Here is a 15,772-nt window from a genome sequence, read left to right as displayed (position 1 = left end):
CCGGCGCGGGCTGAGCCGACGCATGCTCTGCCACGCCTGCCGCATCCACGTGCGGCGCGACTTCCCGTACTGCCTGTACTGCGGCACGCTCCGCCGCGGCGCGGCACCGACGTCGTACGCCGCGCCGCACCTGCGTGGCGTCGACGACCCCACGCTGCTCGTCCCGCTCACCGGCCCGGTCACCACACTGGGCCGGGGCGCGGACAGCGACGTCGTCCTGCCCGACGCCAGCGTGTCGCGCCGCCACGCCCGGATCGTCCGCACGGAGTCGGGCTTCCGAATAGAGGACCTGGACTCGTTCAACGGCACGGCCGTCGCAGGCGCCGACCTGCACGGCGGCGCCGCCCACCTCGCCGACGGCACCGAGTTGTCCGTCGGCGACGTACGCCTGGTGTTCGAACAGCCCCGCGACGCCCACATCGGCCAGCGCACCCAGGTCGTCGGCACCCAGCTCACCCAACTCCCCACCGCAGTGCAGGAGGCGGCACCGGAGGCGAACGGCCCGCTCACCGCACGTCCCCGCCGCCGCTCCGGCTGGGCGCTCAAGCAGGTGCCCACCGACCGCGGCGAAACCCGCTGGGTCCTGAACAACACCCGCACCGGTGTGTATCTGGAGCTGGACGAGCGCGAGGTCTTCCTCTGGCACGCCGTCGACGGCGAGAACACCGTACGGGACCTGCTGTTCACGTATGCCGACCGCTTCGGCGAGCTCGCCCTCCCGCGCATCGAGGCGGCGCTCGCCGCGTTCGCGAACGCGGGACTGCTGCGCGGCCTGCCCGGCCGCACCGAGGAGACGGAACGGACCGGCTGGCGCCGTGCGGGACGGGCGGTGTACCAGGCACTGCTGAAACTGGAGATATCAGTCCCCGGCGTAGACTGGACCGTCACCCGCCTCTACCAGGCCTTCGGCTGGCGGTTCTTCACCCGGGCCGGTGTGACCCTGGTCTGGCTGTCGGTGATCGGCGGCCTCGCCGCGTTCTTCGCCGCGCAGAGCCGGCAGCACCTGCTGGACTTCGGCGGGGCGGGCGTCTGGGGCCCGGTGCTCCTCGCCGTCGGATACGTGTCCGCCCTGGTCGTCCACGAGCTGACGCACGCGCTGGCCGTGAAGTCGTACGGCCGCAAGGTCAGGCGCGGCGGGTTCCTGCTCATGATGGGCATGCCGTTCGCGTTCGTGGACACCAGCGACATGTGGTTCGGCACCCGCTGGTCACGCGTCGTCGTCGCGCTGTCCGGGCCGCTGTCGACGGCGGCGCTGGCCGGCTGGTGCGCGGCAGGCGCGGCCTTCCTGCCCGCCGGAGCAGCCTCGGCAGTCCTCTTCCACCTGGCCTTCGGCCTCTACCTGAACACGCTCTACAACTTCAACCCCCTGATGCCGCTGGACGGTTACCAGGCCCTGACCGACGCGCTGCGCGTGCCGCGGCTGCGCGAGGAGGCAAGCGCGTACTTCCGCAAGGGGCTCTGGCAGGACCTGCGCGCGGGCAGCCGGCCCGGCCCACGGCAGGCGGGCATGGCCGCGTACGGGCTCGCGGTCGTCGTCGGCACGTACGGCTTCCTCGTGCTCGCCCTGCTCGCCTGGCGCTCCCGGATCGGCGACCTGCTGGACGGGTGGCTGTCCCCGCCGTGGACCACGGTGATCGAGGCGGTAGTGGTCGCCCTGGTGGCCTTCCCCGTCTGGTCCGCGCCGGTGCGGTGGCTGACGCGCCGTGTACGCCGCCGCCGTGAGACGAAGGGTGCGGCGCCGGCGGTGGGCGCGGCCGTGGAGGGGGCGGCATGACGCAGGGTCCGGGAAGGACCGAGGGCGGCGACTGGGCCGTCCCCGGCTACGAACCCGTACGCATTCTCGGCGAGGGTGCGGGGGGACGGGTCGTACTGGCGCGGCACACCACGACCGGCGTGCCCGTCGCGATTAAGTACCTGAGCGGGCGCCTGCGCGGCGACCGGGAGTTCCTCACCCGTTTCCGCGCGGAGGCCCGGCTGCTGGGCGGGCTGCAACACCCGTGCGTGGTGCGGCTGTACGAGTACGTCGAGGCGCGCGGCGGTGCCGCCATCGTGATGGAGGCGGTGGACGGAGTCAGCCTCCGCCGGCTGTTGCGCCGACACGGGGCGACCGGCCCCGAGGCCGCCCTGGTCCTGCTCAAGGGCTCGCTGCTGGGCCTCGGAGCGGCCCACGCGGCCGGGGTCGTGCACCGCGACTACAAGCCGGAGAACGTGCTGGTCCGCGCCGACGGCACGAGCGCGCTCGCCGACTTCGGCATCGCCGTACGCACCGGACGCGAGACCGAGGCCGCCGGCACACCCGCCTACATGGCGCCCGAGCAGTGGCGGGGCGAACCGGCGGGACCGGCGGGCGACGTGTACGCGGCGGCGGTCGTGTTCCACGAGTGCCTGACCGGGCGCCGCCCGTTCACCGGCGACGACGTGACCGCGTTGCGCCTGCAGCACCTGCGGGCTCCCGTCCCCCTGGACGACGTACCCGACCCGGTGCGCGGGCTGCTGCGCAGGGGACTGGCCAAGGACCCGGCGGACCGGCCGGGCATCGAGGCTTTCCTCGCCGACCTGGAACGGTCCGCCACCGACGGGTACGGCGCAGACTGGGAGGAGCGTGGCCGCCGCAGACTCGCCGAACTCACCGCGCTGTTGGCCCTGTTGTTCCCGTTCACCGCGACGGCGACGCTCGACGCGCCGGCCCGCGCTCTGACCCTGCTGGGACGGGTGAAGCGCAGCGGATGGAAGGCCGCCGCCGGGGCGGCCGCGCTGGCGGTCGTGGCGGGCGGGGTGACGTCCGTGGCGGCCCGTCCGCGCGACACGGCGACGACGGTGGCCAGTTCGGTGCCATCGGGGACCAACTCGCCGATGCCACCCGCCTCTTCGTCCTCCGATTCTCCGACTGCCGTCCCGGCCACGGCCGACGTCACGCCCTCGGTCACCCCTTCGGCCACGCCGGAGAGCCCGTCGGCCCCGCCCACGACCTCCGTGGGTACGGCCCCGCCGGCGGAGCCGCCCGCACCGACGACCGTGCCCCCGGCCGCGCCCACGCCCGGCACGGTCACGATCACCATCGGTTCCTGGCGGCGGGGGCAGACCCCGGGGACGCTGATCGCCGATGTCACCGTCGACACCACCGGGACCGGGCCCCTGACCGTCACGGCGGACTACTACGTCGACACGCCCGCCGATCCCTATGGAAACCGGACCATGGAGCTGTCCGGCGGCACGCACTACCCCGTGACCTTCGAGGCGGACTTCTCCAACCACCCGTGCCGGGGCACCTGGATGGTCACGCTCACCAGCACTCCGGCCGCCGCGAACGGACCGCGGACGGCCTCCCTGGACGCTCCGCCGTGCTGAGCGGTGACGAGCGACGGCGAGAACGGATCGACATGACGACAACCACCACGGTCGCCGGGCGCCCCCTGTCGGGCTGGACGCGGGACGCACGCCACGGCACCTGGCACGCGCTGCTCCCGGGCCGGTCCGGCGAGTCCGTGCTCGGCGCGCTGCGCATCGACCGTGCCCTGCTCGCGCCGGAGGGTGCGCGCGAGCGGCTCGCGGCGGCCGTGCTCGCCGTCGCGAAGCTGCGGCTGCCCGGGGTGCTCGGCACGGTGGACCTCGTCGCGGAGGCCGGGGAGGTGTGGCTGATCACCGCCCGGCCACCGGCTCCCACCGTTACGGACCTGCTCGTCCGCGGGGGTACGGGCCCCGACGCGGGCAGCGCGGCCAGTGTCCTGAACGAGACCGCGCAGAGCCTGCTCGCCCTGCATGCGGCAGGCCTCGCCCACGGGGCGCTGGACGCGGACACCGTCGTCCTCGCCCCGGACGGCGTCGCCCTGCTCGCCGAGGCCGCGCTGGGCACGGTGCTGGGCGACGCGCCGGACTCCGGGCGCCGCGAGGCCGACATCGCCGCCTGGGCCGGCCTGTCCCGCACCCTCGGCGAGGCCTGGGTGGCCACCGGCACCCCCGCGGCAGCCCTGTTCGCTCGCTCTTCCGCCATCGCCGGTTCCGAGGGGCTCGCGGCGGCCCGAGCGGCACTGGTCGCCGGGCGCGCGGCGCTCCCGGCGGGTTTCCTGCGGCGTACGGAACTCCGCGCGGCGGTGGCCGCGGCGACCCCGGAGATCACCACGGCACCGACGGCGGACGAGACGGGGGCGGACGCCCGGCGCGTGGGCCCCCGGGAGGGGGACTGCGAAGCCGCCGGTTCCGAGGCCGCTGGTTCCGAGACCGCCGGTTTTGAAGCCGCCGGTTTTGAAGCCGCAGATTCCGAGGGCGCGGGTGTCGGGGACGTGGGTTCCGAGGGCACGGGCCCCGGGGACGTGGTCCTGGAACTGGACAGGCCCAGGCACGTCGTGCCGGACGGGCAGCTCACCATGCCCAGCCGCACCCGCTCCGCCCCGCGCCAGCCCCACTCCGCACCCTCGGACGACCAGGCCACCCTCCTCGGCAAACGCAACCGCACCCCCGCCGGACCCCCGACAGCGACACCCACCGAGGCAACGACGCCACCCCCGACAGGGGAAGACGACGGCGAGATCCTCCTGCGCTTCGGCCCCGGCATCCCCGTCGAGGCCCAGGACGTCCTCCGCGCCCAGTGGCGCACCGCACCCGTACCGTCTGACAGCCGCCCCCACCGTCGAAGACGGCGGGCCTGGATCGCCACGACCGCCTTCCTGACCGCCGCGGCCGTCCTCCTCTGGCTGCTGCTGCGCCCGTCCCCCGCCCCGACGGTCACGGCCGTCGAAGTCCGGGCGCCCGCCGGGCGGTTGCACTGCGGACAGACCGCCGATCTGGTCGGCGTCGTGACCACCGACGGCCGCGGCGGCCCGGTGATGTACCACTGGCTGCGCAGCGACGGCCACGACTCCGGCGAGCTGGTCCATATGGCCCAGCGGGGCGACCACAGGGTCACCGTGCACCTCCGCTGGACGGTCCGCGGCCCCGGGAGCTTCCAAGGAACCGCCCGCCTGCGGATAGCGCACCAGCGCAAGTCGCCCGAGGCGGAAGCGACCTTCAGCTACGCCTGCTCCTGACGGACCCGGCCACCGGCGCGACAGACGGACCGGCGGCGAGCAGCATCGCGAGCGCCGCGAAACCGTACGTCACTGTCGCCGCGACCGGGTGGACCAGCAACGGACCGCCCGCGTAGCCGAGTTCGCGCCCCAGCCCGGCCGCGCCCATGCTCTGCCCGAGCCGCTCCTCCGGAGTCGCGGACGCCAGGGCGGCGAAGCCCAGCGGTGTGATCGGGCCCGTGCCGATGCCGATCAGGGTGGTGGCGAGCAGGACACCGGCCAAGCCGGGCAGCATTGCGCAGGCCGGTCCCGCCGCGGCGAGGAGCAGCCCGCACCCCAGGCCGCCGCGGGCCGTGAGTCGCCCCGAGTCCAGCGCCCGCCCGGCGCGGGGCCGGACCACCGCCGCACAGAGGCCGCGAGGTCCGCCGCCCGTCACGCGCGACCCCATCGAGCGCGACGCCGGGTGCCCAGATCGGTGTTTCCGACCGACCGGGGCACCCGGCGGGTTGAGTGGTGGAGCGACGCAGCGGCAGATCAGCACCAGAACCGTGGATCAGCCGTGGATCAGCCGCGTGGCAGGACCAGCGACTGCACGTCCGGCAGGCCCCGCCAGTCGTTCGACGCGACCGTGGCATGCGCCTTGGCCAGCAGCGCGACCCGTGCAGACGCGTCGGCCGAGGACGGGCTGACGTCGTCGAGAGCCGGCGACACATTCTGCGAGTCCGTCATGAACAGAAGGTAGTGGTTGACGTCGTACCAACTCGTGTCGATGCCGTTGTTGACGAATGCGGCCGCGTCACCGTCGAACGCCACGAACCAGGGCCGCAGCGTCGTGTCGGAGTAGCGGGTGCGCGGGTCGCCCGACGCGGCGTTGTGCACCGAGGGGAAGATGTTCGCCTGCGCGGTGGTGCCCGCGGTGTGCAGGTTGCGCAGGTAGGTCGCGTACTCCCTGTCCGTCCACAGGGTGTCGGTCGGGTTGTTCTCCTCGACCGTGCCGGGGATGACCTCCAGCAGCACCTTGCCCGCCAACTGCGCCCGGGTCGGCCAGTTGCCGGCCTTGGCCGCGTCGTCCAGGGTTGCGTACTGACCACCGCCGGGCTTGTTCAGCAGGTCGTTCGGCTTGTAGACCAGGCTCCCCAGGTGCGCGGTGATCGACTGGTCCAGCTTGGCCGGGCTCATCCCGAGGCTGGCCTGGAAGCCGGCCTTCATCTCCAGCTTGATGATCAGCGGCCCGTGGCCGGGGTGCGCGCCGAGCCACACCCGGACGTCGTCCAGACAGCTCTCCAGATCCTTGTTGGCGCTGCCGGTGTACAGGTCGGCGGCCGAGGAGGCGTTGACGCAGTTGTTGCTGTTGCTGGTCAGGCTGCTGTGGCTGACTTTCCACTCCTGGGTGAAGAAGTCGTCCCAGACGTCCAGCTCGATCATCGAGGTGCCGGTGTCGAGGCTCTGCGCGAGGTAGGTGAACGCGCTGGGGTCGTAGGTGTTGTGGATTCCTGACGTGGTGGTGCCGGACAGCTGCAGCGAGTTCGTGTCGACGGCGGTGGCGGAGGCGGTGGCGCCTCCGGCTCCGGCGGCGCCCAACGCCAGGAACAGACTCAGCATGCCGAGCAGCGCGGTACGCGGTGCCGCGAGCGGGCGGAGGGAAAATCTACGGCGGCTCATCGAACCGGTCACGGTTCCTCCATCGTGGGGGTGACTCTCCGTCTGGACGGTGACGGCTAGGCATGAATCGACGGAGACATGACACGTAACGCGATCTAGAATCCTGCTGTCAGCTACGATTCCGGCCGATCTTTCCGGCCGTCCGCAGGCCGCTGAGCATTCGTTTTCTTCTGTACGTGGTCGGTCCGCAGCGGACACCGCCGACGAAAATGCGGACGAGTGCGGCCGAACAAGGGAGTTCGGCAGGTGGCCGGGGCAACGTGGCGGCGCCGCGGCCGGCCTCCGCGCACCGGGCGGAGGGAATCAGGCGTGACCGGAACCGGTCCCACCGAAGTGGAAGGCCTTGGTCCGATGCCGGTGACTTGCAGGCGAAGCCGTCGCTGTTTCGGCCCCGGCAGCGCGGTCGGGGTCCGAGCCGCTGCGGGTGCTGTTCGCCGCGACCGCGAAGCCGATGGCCACCGAGACGACTCCCGGGGCCTTCCGGCGTGGCCTGCGGGTGCTCGCGGTGGACTGGACCTGATGGAACGTCACCGACACCGAGACCGCCATGTCCACCAGGTGGGACACCGGCGGGACGAGGGCGACGCCCCTGACTCTGCGTGATTCGCACAGGAACCCGATCGGATCGGCCAGCGGCCGCACCAGTGGGACCGGCTCGTTTTCCCCCAGCGGCGCCCTCTGTCCGTTCAAGGCCGGGACGAGAACGACGGCTCGGTGATGACCACGGCGTTCCTGATCGCCGCCCTCGGCTGGGAAGTCGACCTGATGCTGTGGGCGGACGCTGCCGAACGCGGCCCGTGCCACCCCGGCGACGACTCGCACCGACACGGTGAAGGACCTCGACGGGGCCGGTGACCAGCACCGGCGGCAACGACACAGCGCCACGCCCACCCACAGCCTTCTGCAACAGCCTTCGGGTCTGTTCGGACAAGTGGCTCACCTTGTGCGGACTTCCGGCGTCCTCGGCTTCGTCGATCGGCCGACCGGATGAAGTTGTCCCACACGCTGTCGGCACGGCGCCGAGCAGCGGAACGTGCGCGGTTCGTGTTCTTACGATGCGGCCAGGAGCGCCCCGACGAGTAGGGCCCGTGCGAGTCGGCCCCGTGCGATGCGGGCTTCTTCGACTCGGCTTCTTCGACTCCAGAAATGGCGGAACGCATGAGACCGATGATCTGTGGCCGGCGCCGGACCTGGGCTGCTGCTGGTGCGACACTCGTGCTTTTGGCGGGGGCGGCTGCCGCCGGTCCCCCTGCGGCGGCGCACGGGGACGGCCTCGGGCCCGCCATCGAGGCGATCATGCACAAGCCCGGTTACGAGCACGCGCAGTGGGGCGTGCTGGAGACGGATCCGGAGAGCGGCCGGGTGATCCACTCCCAGTTCGCGAACCAGTTCTTCGTCCCCGGCTCGACGGTCAAGCTGGTCACCATCTCGACCGCCTGGCACACCCTCGGCCCGAACCACCGCTTCACCACCCCCGTGATGGCGACCGGCACCCGCACCGGGTCGACGCTGCACGGGAACCTGGCGCTGGTCGCCCAGGGCGACCTGACCATGGGCGGGCGCACCAAGCCCGACGGGTCGGTCGACTACACCGACATCGACCACACCGAGGCCGCAATCCCCGGCGCGACCCTCACCCCGGAGAACCCGCTCGCCGGCATCAACAAGATCGCCCGACAGATCCGCGACGCCGGCATCACCAGGGTCGACGGCAACGTCATCATCGACCCCCGTCTGTTCACTCCTCCCGCGCTGAGCCCGCAGCCCACCCCGCTGATCCTCAACGACAACCTGATCGACCTGCTCACGACCCCGACCACGCCGGGGAAGCCGGCAAAGCTGTTCTGGCGCCCGCAGGTCTCGCCCTACCACGTCACCTCCACCGTCCGGACGGTCTCCAGCGGCGGGACCACCTCCGTCAACGTGACCGCCTCGCCCGACGGCACCCAGATCCACCTCTCCGGTACCATCGCCGCCGGTTCACAGCCGCTGCTGCGGGTCTCCAACATCCAGGACCCCAACGCCTTCGGCCGCACGGCGCTGATCGAGGCCCTGGCCCGTGCCGGCGTCACCGTCACCGCGCCGCCCACCGGCCCCAACCCGCAGAAGGAGCTGCCCACCTCCTACCGCAACACCCCCCGCGTCGCCGCGTACGTCTCCCCGCCCTACAGCCAGTACGCCAAGCTGATCCTCAAGGTCAGCCACAACCTCGGCGCCAACCTGGCCCTGTGCAACATGGCCGTCGCACGCGGCAGCAAGAACTGCTTCGACGCGTTCCCGATCGAGCACGACTTCCTCACCAACGTCGCGCAGATCGACCCGAAACAGTTCCAGCTCGCCGACGGGCGTGGCGGCGTGCCGGCCGAGAGGGTCACCCCGAACGGCCTCGTCGAGCTCCTCACCTACTGGCTGCACACCCCCGACGCCGAGGCCTTCCGGAGTCTGCTCCCGATCCTCGGCGTCGACGGCTCGAACGGCATCTCCTGCACCACCGACTGCCCGGCCAAGGGCAAGGTCTTCGCCAAGCCCGGCACGATCATCGGTGACGACGAGCTGAACCAGGAGCTCGCGGCCACGGCGCAGAACGAGGCGGGCTATCTGCAGACCGACGACGGCCGTCTGCTGACCTTCTTCGTCGGCGTCAACGGCGCCTCCACCCCGGACCTCCAGAGCTTCATCGGCATCTTCAACGACGTGAACCAGATCACCGCCCTCCTCCAGGAGCAGGCCTCGGCACACGAATAGCGCGCCGCCAAAACCGCCGCGCGACCGCCGCACGACCGACCGGAGTACTGGGGTCCGGTTCGAAGGTGAGGCGACCCCTGTCCTGTGGACACTCTGGCGGTCAGTGCGGTGCCCGGCCGGCGGGCGGTGACCCCCACCGGGCAGTACGGCCTGAATGCGAGTCAACCCGTCGGCAGCGTGGGATCCAACGCACGCCATGCTGCCGCCGGGCTCCATCGCGCCGGAGCCGCGCCCGCGTCTCGCGCAGCCGATCGGCCGGGCGACGAAGGTGCCGTCGTAGCGCGGGGTGTACAGCGGCCAGCCGGTCTTCTCCCTGTGGTCGGTCGACGCGAGCCGGGATGGGGAGGTGCCTTCGCCCATCACCGTCGGCGGCAGGCGGATCCTTCCACCGCCGCGCTGCGGGATCGGTCTGCACACACCGTCCGTCGGCCACCCCGTCACCACCTGGACGGAACGCGCCCTGGAACTCTGCCGCGACCATGGCAAGGAGGACGCAGGCACCGGACGACCACACGGAAACAGGCCCGTCCCGTTCGAGTCCGGCCGAGGTCGAAGTCTTCCCCGGCCGGCCATCGGGCGGGTCCGCAAAGGGGCGCCCGCTCCGTTCGGCCGGCGGCACCGTTGTCCTCCGTCAGCCTGGTACCCGGACCCGCCACCCCGCCACCCCGTCGCCCGGTCCGGAGGGAACGTGGTGCGGGGACTCCTCGGTACGGCGTGCGGCGACCGCGTGCGCCTCGCGGAAAAGGTGGAAGCGCAGGCGGGCTGCAGCCGGGTCGTCACACCGGTCGGCTCGATCGGACGTTTGACCCGGCGCCGTGCCGTCAGCCGGACGAGCGCAGCGACTCGTACGGGGCGGGCACGTTCACGAAGGCTGGCGGCGACTGCCTCACCAGGTGTGCGCGACGTCGACCACCAGTCGGTCGGAGAGCTGGGACACCCGGAACGGCAGCCGGGCCCGCACACCGAGCCCCACCTGCGTTACTCCCTCGAAGCTGGCCCCGAACTTCGCGTCCCGGAAGGTTCGGTAGCCGGTCAGGTCGACGCCCGGAAGCGGTCGCCCGCCCCGGCCGGGGTAGGTCTCGGAGTGGGTCTCCGGGTCGTAGGCGGGGGCGGACACGATGATCTCGATGATCGCCCCGCCGGAGATCGGGATGCGTATGCCGGACGGGTCCTGGTAGAACGCGTCGACGTAGTGCACGGTGTACCCGATCGGCTCGGTGCCCGCCGTGGGTACGTCGAAGACCATGCGGTCGTAGCAGTCGTGCTCGCCCGTCCTGATGTCGGTCAGGGACCCGTCGGCGGCGTCCGCCGCGGTTTTCGGAAGGCTGCCCCAGCCGGTCGGGCATGCGACAGCCGTCGTGGCCGCGCCCGCCGCCGTCGGCGCTGCGACTCCCACGCCCACACTGGCCATCGTGAGGGCGGCCAGCACCGCCCCGTATCGTCTCGTACGCATCAGGTCCCCTTGTTTTCGGCTCTTTTACCTGTGATGTACGACATGCCGGTCAGGGGTTTGGTTGTACGGGTCGCCCCGGAATTGACCTGAGGTCCGAGCGCTCGTAGAGGTGTCACGTCCGGGTGCTTGCCCCGCGGACTCCCTCACGGGCAGCCGACTTCGGCTGCCCCGCGAAGGCAACCTGGTGAGCGAAGGGGCCCCGCGGGTCGACATCAGTGCCGAAGGGCGCTCTGACGGCTGTGGCGCCGTGCCCGATTCCCCACGGACACAGCGCCACACCGGGCGGCCAGAAGGCCACACCACCGCCTCCCAAGAGGCATACAGAACACGTGAGTTGTGACGAACGCCGGTGAACTCCCCAGCCCTGCTCCAGGCTTCCGCTACTCGTCGATCGCCGCACCGAACCGCGCATTGGCCACCGATGCCCCGAGGCTCGCCCCGTCGTAGGTCCACGAACCGTTGGCGGTCAGCCCCGACGACGAGCCGGGAACGACCCATACGATGCCGTCGTTGGTGTTCTCACCGGGCGCCGCCGCCAGCAGACCGAACAGACCGTCCTTGTCGGCGTCGATCAGCCGCACCTGGCCACCCCACCGGTCCGAGGCCTCCGCGACGCCGGGAATGCCGGCGGAGTTCTGGTCGAAGCTGCGCGCCCCGGTCGCCGTCAGCCCGTCCGGTGCGCCGCGCAGCGTCCAGACCGCACCCGCGTCGGACACGGAACCCACGTCCTCCCCGGGCGCCCCGATGGCGAGATCCGGGCGGCCGTCGCCGTCGGTGTCACCGGCGGACAGCTCGGCACCCCACCGGTCACCGGCCTCGGCTGTGCCGGGGACACCCGGGGAGTCCTGCGTCCACGTCTGTGCCGGGGTCGGGTCGAGTCCGGAGAGATCGCCCTTGCCCAGGTAGAGGGAGACGGATCCACCGACGGGTGAGCCGACGCCCGTGTTGCCGATGACCAGGTCGTCCTGGCCGTCATGTTTGAAGTCGCCGGAGACGATCGCGGGACCACCTTCGAACGTGCCGCCGTCGCCCAGCGCCTCGACGCTGGGTGCGCCGTACAGCACCTGGGTGGCACCGATGCCGGGCTGGTCGCCGGTGGTCACACCGGAGATCGCCAGGTCGGCCCAGCCGTCCTCGTTGTAGTTGCCGTGGCTGAGGCTCCGGAAAGCGAAGCCGGTCTCCAGCGGGCTCACGTCCCGGGCCCGGACTCCCGTGTCCACCGCCTTCATCTGCCGTGCCGCCGCCTCCGGTGCGGCGGTGAAGAACAGCAGTGTGTCGTTCTCCAGGAGGGCGATGCTGTCGCGGGGGTTGGCGTCCGGGTTCGCCGGGTCCGGGGCGAAGTACCGGGCCGCTTCGATGGCCAGGCCGAAGTTCGCGCCGGCCCGCAGCCGGTCGGGGTTCTGCAGCCAGGTGCTGTCGGTCCCGTGCAGCCCGCTCGGCGAGCCCCAGAAGACGACGGCACCGCCCGCGTCGGACAGTCCGGCCAGGTCTTCGCCGGGGATGCCGACGATCGCGTCGTCGTAACCGTCGTTGTCCAGGTCACCCGAGGCCACGGCGCTGCCGAAGCCGTCGCCGGCCTCGGCGGCGCCCGGGACGCCGGAGGTGTTCTGGTGAAGGACGCTCTTTCTGGTCGTGCTGAGACCTCTTGACGAGCTGTACTGCACGGTGACGTAGCCGGCGGCCTTGGCGCCGCTCACCGTGGCGCCCGGGGCGCCGATCAGTACGTCGTCGAACCCGTTGCCGTCGTAGTCGCAGTTGTGCTGCTGCCAGCCGATGGACGGAAAGGGCACAGGGGCCTGTGCCGCAGGGGCCGCGGCGATCGTGCCGCCACCGAGGCTGAGGAGTGCGGCGGCCGTCAGGGCCGCGCTTTTGATGTGACGCACCGGAGAAAATCTCCTTCTTTTCTGGATTGGCCTGCGGGTTCCTGCTCGGTCGCGGCGCCCTGTGCGCGGGGCGCCGCAGGTGCGCGGTCGGTTCTCCGGCCGACGGCGAGGCACGTTTCAGGGACAGGGAGGGGGCAGGGGCGTGGCAGGTGGTCGGGGAGGGCCACAACGCCACCGCGCCCGTCGTGAACCGCAAGGAGTCACGCCTGGCCTCCCCCGTCGGGCAGTGCGGTGAGGGCAACGCCCCCTTGTACTCACTGAGAAGACATCCCAAGTTCATACGGGGTTGTAGTCAGCGCGCCGGAGAGTTGACGGATTCAGGCCTGCCGATGCGGACGGCATCCGTCGTAGGCGTACCCGCCTGTCCGGAGGAGCACAGGAAAGCGGCCGTGTCCCGTTCGAACTCCTCCGTGTACCGCCGGCTGCGGTTGCTCCTGCTTCCCACCTCGCTCAAGTGGGATCTGTGACGGGGGGCGATGACGGGTGCGGAAGGGGAGGGGCAGGGGCGTACTGGGCGGCTTGGGCGTCGAACATCGCGGCGTAGCGGCCCTGAGCTGCCACCAACTCGTCGTGGCTTCCCTGCTCGGCCAGTCGGCCCTGGTGCAGGACGTAGATGCGGTCTGCATGACGGACGCCCGACATGCGGTGGGTGACCAGGACAACGGCCCTGTTGGGGGCTGCGAGGCAGCGGATGCGGTTGAAGGCGGCGATCTCGGCCTCCGGATCGAGTGCGGAGGTGGGCTCGTCCACGATGAGGACACTGTCCGCCGTGGATGTGGCACTGCGCCAGTGGGTGCGGGCCAGACCGACCTTCTGCCATTCCCCGCCCGAGAGTTCGCTGGCTCCGCGGAACATCCGTGCCAGCAGGCTCTGCAAGCCGTCCGGCAGTTTCGCGATGACCGTGTCGGCTCCCGCATAGTCGACGGACGGTTGCAGGTCCCCAGTTGTGGCCTCCTGGGCGGGCCGGCCGATCCGAATGTTCAACGCGGCTGTCACGGGCCAGCGTTGAAAATCCTGGGTGAGCAGCGCGACCCGGTCGAAGACTTGGGCGCGGTCCAAGGACGCCACATCGGCATCGCCCCACAGCACGCTCCCGCTCTGCGGCAGCAGCAGGCCCGACAGCACCTTCATCAAGGTGCTCTTGCCCGAGCCGTTCTCGCCCACCACGGCCGTGACCGAGCCCATGGGCAGGGTGAGTGAAACCTCGTCCAGGGCAGCTGTCTCGCGGTCGGGATAGCGGTAGGTCACCTGGTCGAGGACGACTTGCTTGACCTGTGGCGGAACGGTATCGCCCCCGCAGGGGATGGCACGTTTGGCCGCCTCGTCCAGAAAGCGGGAGTGATCGCGGATGTAGAGGGATTCCTCGTGCAACTGGTTCACGTTCATCACCAGCGCGCCCAGGCTCGCCGAGCCGGAACGGACGGCAATGACCGCAGTACCTGCCACCGCCAGGCCCATGTGCCCACTCATGACCAGCCAGAACATCGTTCCGTACGTGGCGGCCAGGGCGAGCCCCGACAACGCGGCGGCGACCCACTCGGTCACTGCCTTGCTGGACGCCAGCCGCCCCTGCTCGGCCTCGGCACTCTCGGCCATGCGTCGATACCGGCTGAGCAGGAACGGGCCCACGGCGTGGATGCGCACCTCCTGGGCGGCGGTGCGCTCGGTCAGCAGGTTGCCGATGAGGCGACTGGCCCGTACGTGCTCGATCCAGCTCATCACCGACACATAGCGCTCCTGCGCCACCCGCATGGCGCCCCAGCCGCGCGGTGCCGCGATCAGGATCAGCATCGGCAGCAGGGCCGGGTGCAGGACGGTGAGGACACCGGCCGTGGCGATCAGGGAGATGGTGCCGTTCATAGCGGCCACGCAGGCACCGATCATGTGGCGAGCGGATACGGCACCGTACTGGGCGACGTCGATCAGCCGCCGGAAGTCCGGGTCCTCGATGGCCTCCAGCTCGACCGCTGTGGCCGCGGTCAGGTACTGGGTGGTGGCGATCCGCTCGACCAGTGGCTCAAGGCGGCCTGCCCGTGAGGTGGACCATCCGGCCAGAGCGGAGTTGACCACCGCGATTCCGGCCGCGGCCAGCAGGCCGGGCAGGACTGCGTGCAAGCGCTCCACCGGCGTGCCCGAGCCCAGCAGAGCGTGCATGACGGCGTTCACCGCGAGCAGGCTTACCGCAGCAGCGATGCCCTGCCCGATCTCGCTGATCACGACCGCCGACAATGCTCGCCGGTCCGCGTTCCACGCCATCCGCAAGGTGGCACCGACCAGAGTCGGCATGGAGCGCAGAGCGGACATCATGGTCAAGTCGAGTCGTGCACGCTCGTGTTCGGACCAGCCCATGTCGTAGCGCAGCGGACCGCCGAACAACTCCCGCTCCGCATCGGAGACTTCCGGCTCGGCCATCCGTATGCGACCCAGAATCCTCTTCACAGGATGCCTCCCCGCGCCGGCCGCTCCAGCGCCCGATCAGCGGGCCCCCGGGTGCGCGTTGAACAGGGCGGTGATCCGACGGAGAGCAGGGACCGTTCACTGCCACTGAGTCGGCTGTAGCGGCGACCATCGGCGTAACTGGAATTCCAGTCGTCCTGTGTCGTGGCCATGTGAAGCGCACGTCCTTCCTGGAAGTGACGGACTTCAAGGGCAGCAGCGCGAAGGGGGCGCGCGGTAGGGGGCCCCTACCGCGCGCGGGGTGAACGGGGACAGGCCGAGCCCTTCACGTGCAGGCCGTGACGAGGCAGCTAGGACACGACAGCAAGCCCGGCAAGTCCGCCACCACAGCGGCCGCCGTGCCCAGCGCCCAACGAGCGCCGCGGACAAGGCCGCTGACCTCCCGTCGGAGTCGACCGGAGCTGGCCGCGCAAGGCCGCTCCGCGCGCTCGCAGCCGCGATCCCGGACACCGTGCGCCACGAGGCCAGGGCCGTCGATGCCGCGCGCAACCAGTGCGCGCACCACCAGCGGACCTGGGTGGGTTTGGGGTGACTCCCTTCGGCGGGACTCGTTCCGGGCCGCGCGCCGA

The 15,772-nt window shown here is 71.3% G+C and carries 11 protein-coding genes; 5 read left to right on the top strand and 6 right to left on the bottom strand.

All coding sequences use genetic code 11. The features are described 5' to 3' along the window. The first annotated feature begins 22 nt into the window (after positions 1-22). The 3 genes from N4G66_RS30810 to N4G66_RS30800 are packed head-to-tail and all read left to right on the top strand — an operon-like array spanning position 23 to position 5,024. Positions 23-1,774 (top strand): FHA domain-containing protein, encoded by a 1,752-nt coding sequence (locus N4G66_RS30810; protein ID WP_261707534.1) that lies wholly within the window; start codon positions 23-25, stop codon positions 1,772-1,774. Next, a complete protein-coding gene (locus N4G66_RS30805) occupies positions 1,771-3,348 on the top strand; it encodes a serine/threonine-protein kinase (RefSeq protein WP_261707533.1) in 1,578 nt (525 codons plus the stop codon). The genes N4G66_RS30810 and N4G66_RS30805 overlap by 4 nt, the downstream gene beginning before the upstream one ends. A gap of 32 nt (positions 3,349-3,380) precedes the next feature. Then, on the top strand, positions 3,381-5,024 hold the full coding sequence (locus N4G66_RS30800; protein ID WP_261707532.1) for a hypothetical protein: 1,644 nt from the start codon (positions 3,381-3,383) through the stop codon (positions 5,022-5,024). Here N4G66_RS30800 and N4G66_RS30795 read toward each other — a convergent pair. From N4G66_RS30795 to N4G66_RS30785, 3 genes are all read right to left on the bottom strand, one after another. Next, entirely contained in the window at positions 5,005-5,403 is a 399-nt protein-coding gene (locus tag N4G66_RS30795) for a hypothetical protein (RefSeq protein WP_261707531.1), read from the bottom strand. The genes N4G66_RS30800 and N4G66_RS30795 overlap by 20 nt on opposite strands. Positions 5,404-5,567: 164 nt before the next feature. Next, positions 5,568-6,677 carry a phosphatidylinositol-specific phospholipase C domain-containing protein gene (locus N4G66_RS30790; RefSeq protein ID WP_261707530.1) on the bottom strand — a complete coding sequence of 370 codons (1,110 nt, stop codon included), beginning with the start codon at positions 6,675-6,677 and terminating at the stop codon, positions 5,568-5,570. A 291-nt stretch (positions 6,678-6,968) separates the two neighbouring features. Further along, complete coding sequence (locus N4G66_RS30785; RefSeq protein ID WP_261707529.1) at positions 6,969-7,355, bottom strand: hypothetical protein; 387 nt, start codon at positions 7,353-7,355, stop codon at positions 6,969-6,971. Positions 7,356-7,382: 27 nt separating this feature from the next. On the opposite strand from N4G66_RS30785, the gene N4G66_RS30780 reads away from it, so the two are divergent. Beyond that, positions 7,383-7,520 (top strand): hypothetical protein, encoded by a 138-nt coding sequence (locus tag N4G66_RS30780; protein WP_261707528.1) that lies wholly within the window; start codon positions 7,383-7,385, stop codon positions 7,518-7,520. A gap of 360 nt (positions 7,521-7,880) precedes the next feature. Then, positions 7,881-9,410, top strand: coding sequence for a D-alanyl-D-alanine carboxypeptidase/D-alanyl-D-alanine endopeptidase (gene dacB, locus N4G66_RS30775; RefSeq protein WP_261707527.1), 1,530 nt, complete (start codon positions 7,881-7,883; stop codon positions 9,408-9,410). A gap of 886 nt (positions 9,411-10,296) precedes the next feature. Here dacB and N4G66_RS30770 read toward each other — a convergent pair. The 3 genes from N4G66_RS30770 to N4G66_RS30760 all read right to left on the bottom strand — a co-directional run bounded on the left by N4G66_RS30770 (position 10,297) and on the right by N4G66_RS30760 (position 15,158). Next, complete coding sequence (locus N4G66_RS30770; RefSeq protein WP_261707526.1) at positions 10,297-10,863, bottom strand: AMIN-like domain-containing (lipo)protein; 567 nt, start codon at positions 10,861-10,863, stop codon at positions 10,297-10,299. A gap of 380 nt (positions 10,864-11,243) precedes the next feature. Next, complete coding sequence (locus tag N4G66_RS30765; protein WP_261707525.1) at positions 11,244-12,746, bottom strand: FG-GAP repeat protein; 1,503 nt, start codon at positions 12,744-12,746, stop codon at positions 11,244-11,246. Positions 12,747-13,196: 450 nt separating this feature from the next. Continuing rightward, the gene (locus N4G66_RS30760) at positions 13,197-15,158 is read right to left on the bottom strand and encodes an ABC transporter ATP-binding protein (RefSeq protein ID WP_261707524.1); all 1,962 of its coding nucleotides are present in this window, start codon (positions 15,156-15,158) and stop codon (positions 13,197-13,199) included. Positions 15,159-15,772: the final 614 nt, after the last annotated feature.

The sequence above is a fragment of the Streptomyces rhizosphaerihabitans genome, from assembly GCF_025399795.1.
GTDB lineage: Bacteria > Actinomycetota > Actinomycetes > Streptomycetales > Streptomycetaceae > Streptomyces > Streptomyces rhizosphaerihabitans.
Note: the sequence above shows the minus strand (reverse complement) of the source record. Positions and strands in the feature narration are given on the sequence as shown.